The organism is Collinsella aerofaciens ATCC 25986 (assembly GCF_964259375.1).
Lineage (GTDB): Bacteria > Actinomycetota > Coriobacteriia > Coriobacteriales > Coriobacteriaceae > Collinsella > Collinsella aerofaciens_BO.
The window spans coordinates 1-2,572 of record NZ_CAXVJM010000036.1 but is presented as its reverse complement, the minus strand read 5'-3'; the positions used below and the strand labels follow the sequence as shown (position 1 = coordinate 2,572).

Here is a 2,572-nt window from a genome sequence, read left to right as displayed (position 1 = left end):
TGAGTAATCGCCTGCTTTAGCACTGCCGTTATTGCGAATCGGCACCGCTTCGGTATTTCCGCAATATTGCCCTCCAGCACCACCCCTATTGCGAATCGGCACCGCCCGCCCCGTCGCTTTGGTACCTTCTTCTCGCCATGTGTCAGGAACCGAGAAGAAGGAGGTAAGACATGGCGAGAAGGATAAGGGCGAAGCTGGTCCTGCAGCTTCGCGAGGCGGGGATGTCCCAAAACGAGATCGCGAGGTCCCAGGGGATGTCCAAGCACAGCGTCGGCGACGTCGTCGCGGCCGCCAGGAGGCTCGGAATCGAGTGGGCCGACGTCGAGGGGAAGGAGGAGGGCGAGGTCTACGAGGCGCTGTTCCCCGAAAGGCGCCCGCCCGAGCCGGTCTACGGCGACCCCGACTGGGAGCACGTCCACAGGGAGCTCGCCAAGACGGGCGTCACGCTCAAGCTGCTGCACGCCGAGTACTCCGATGCCCAGAGGTCCAAGGGCTTGCCGGCCATGGGGTATGACAGGTTCTGCAAGCGCTACCAGGGATTCACCGTCAGCAAGCAGGTGGTGAGCCGCGTGGGGCACAAGGCCGGCAGGACCATGGAGGTCGACTGGTCGGGGCCCACGATGCGGCTCGTGGACCCCTCGACGGGCGAGGTTTCGAAGGTCTACCTGTTCGTCGCCACCCTGCCGTTCAGTCGCTACTCCTACGTCGAGCCCACGCTCGACATGAGGCAGGACACGTGGCTATTATGCCACGTCCACGCGTTCGCCTTCCTCGGGGGCAGCGTCCCCTGCATTGTTCCCGACAACCTGAAGACCGGCGTGACGGCGCACCCCAGGGAGGGCGAGGTCGTGCTGAACGACGCCTACCGAGACATGGCGGCGCACTACTCCAGCGCGGTCATCCCGGCGAGGGTCAGGAAACCGCGGGACAAGCCCAGCGCCGAAAACGAGGTGTGGTCGGCGGCGACCTACGTCATCGCCGCGCTGAGGGACCGCGTGTTCACCGACATCGGCCAGCTGAGGTCGGCCGTCGCGGAAAAGGTCGCCGAGCACAACGCCAGGCCGTTCTCCAAGAGGCCGGGGTCGAGGGCGCTCTGCTTCGAGGAAGAGGAGAAGGCGCTGCTCAGGCCGCTGCCGGCGGTTCCCTACGAGATCTGCAGGTGGGTCTACGGGCGAAAGGTGCAGGCCAACTGCCACGTCTCCTACAAGCGAAACTACTACTCGGTCAGCCACCTGCTCGTCGGAAAGACCGTCGACCTGCGCGTCACGGAGACGTCGCTGGAGGTGTTCCTCGGCGGCGAGAGGGTGGCGACCCACCCCGTATTCCCGCCGTATGCCGCCAACCGGTACTCGACGCGGGAGCACGACATGCCGCAGGGCAGGTCGTACTCCGATTGGGATGCGCCCAGGATAAGGAGATGGGCCGACCGCGTGGGCCGGTCGTGCTCCGAGGTCGTCGGGAGGATCTTCGAGTCGGTGGCCTTCGATGAGCAGGGCTTCAACGCGGCGCTGGCGGTGCTGAGGCTCTCGCACAGATACGGCTCCGAGAGGCTCGAGAGGGCGTGCTCCATGGCGTTGGCGACCGGCAGGCGCTCGCCGCGCTACCGCGACATAGAGCCGGTCTTGAGGTCGAACCAGGACAAGATGGAGGCAAGGGCGGCGACCGGGCCCGAGGGCTACGTGCGCGGCGCCGACTACTACGGAGGCGATCTGTGATGGAGCTGAACGCGGAGACCAGGAGAAAGCTGAGGGAGATGGGGGCGTCCGACCTTCTGGAGGCGCTTGCCGCGCAGGACGAGGAGGTCTGCGTCGGCATGCCCTGCGCGGAGAGGATCCAGATGGCGGTCGACGAGGCCCACTCCAACTTCGTCACGCAGAAGGTGGCGAACCTGGTCAAGCGGGCGAAGCTGAGATACCCGGAGGCGGACGTCAGGTCCCTCGACTTCGACGAGCGGCGGGGGCTGGACCGCATATTGATATCCGAGCTCGCCACCTGCGGGTATGCGACGAGAGGCACCAACATCGTCCTGCAGGGGCTCACCGGCACGGGCAAGTCCCACCTCGCATGCGCGCTCGCCAAGGAGGCGTGCAGGCAGAGGATCAGGGCGCATTACGTCCGCATGCCGGAGCTAGAGGAGAAATGGCGCGAGTCGCTCGAGAGGACCGGCGCCGAGCGCAAGCTCGTGCAGAAGCTGGCCGCCTTCACCGTGCTGGTGCTGGACGAGTGGCTGCTCGACGAGCCGGATGCGGGGTTCTGCAGCATGATACTGGAGCTGATGGAGGCGCGGTACGGCACCGGCTCCACGATCTTCTGCACGCAATACCGCAAGAAGGACTGGCACGCCAGGCTCGGTGCCGACGTGCGCGCCGACGCCGTCATGGACCGGATAGTCCACAACACAATTTGGGTGGACATGGGCGACTTCAACATGAGGGAGAAGCTAGGAGGGAGGACCGCCTCGTAGGCCGACTCACCGGGGGCGGTGCCGACCGGTACCGCCCCCGGTGCCATTCCGCAATATCAACGGTGCCGATTCGCAATAATCACCGGTGCTCAGACGAGCAAATACTCA

General features: G+C 65.5%; 2 protein-coding genes. Both read left to right on the top strand.

Going from position 1 to position 2,572, the window contains the following annotated elements:
* Nucleotides 1-170 precede the first annotated feature (170 nt).
* Nucleotides 171-1,715, top strand: coding sequence for an IS21 family transposase (gene istA, locus ACEXKH_RS09590; protein ID WP_373573939.1), 1,545 nt, complete (start codon nt 171-173; stop codon nt 1,713-1,715).
* Nucleotides 1,715-2,464: an ATP-binding protein gene (locus ACEXKH_RS09585; RefSeq protein WP_373573938.1), complete on the top strand. Its 750-nt coding sequence runs from the start codon at nt 1,715-1,717 to the stop codon at nt 2,462-2,464. Before istA ends, ACEXKH_RS09585 begins: the two co-directional genes overlap by 1 nt.
* The last annotated feature ends 108 nt before the right edge of the window (nt 2,465-2,572 follow it).

Bases quoted from the DNA above. Each gene is read 5' to 3' on its own strand.
- ACEXKH_RS09585 (WP_373573938.1), top strand. From the start codon at position 1,715: ATGGAGCTGAACGCGGAGACCAGGAGAAAGCTGAGGGAGATGGGGGCG.
- istA (WP_373573939.1), top strand. From the start codon at position 171: ATGGCGAGAAGGATAAGGGCGAAGCTGGTCCTGCAGCTTCGCGAGGCG.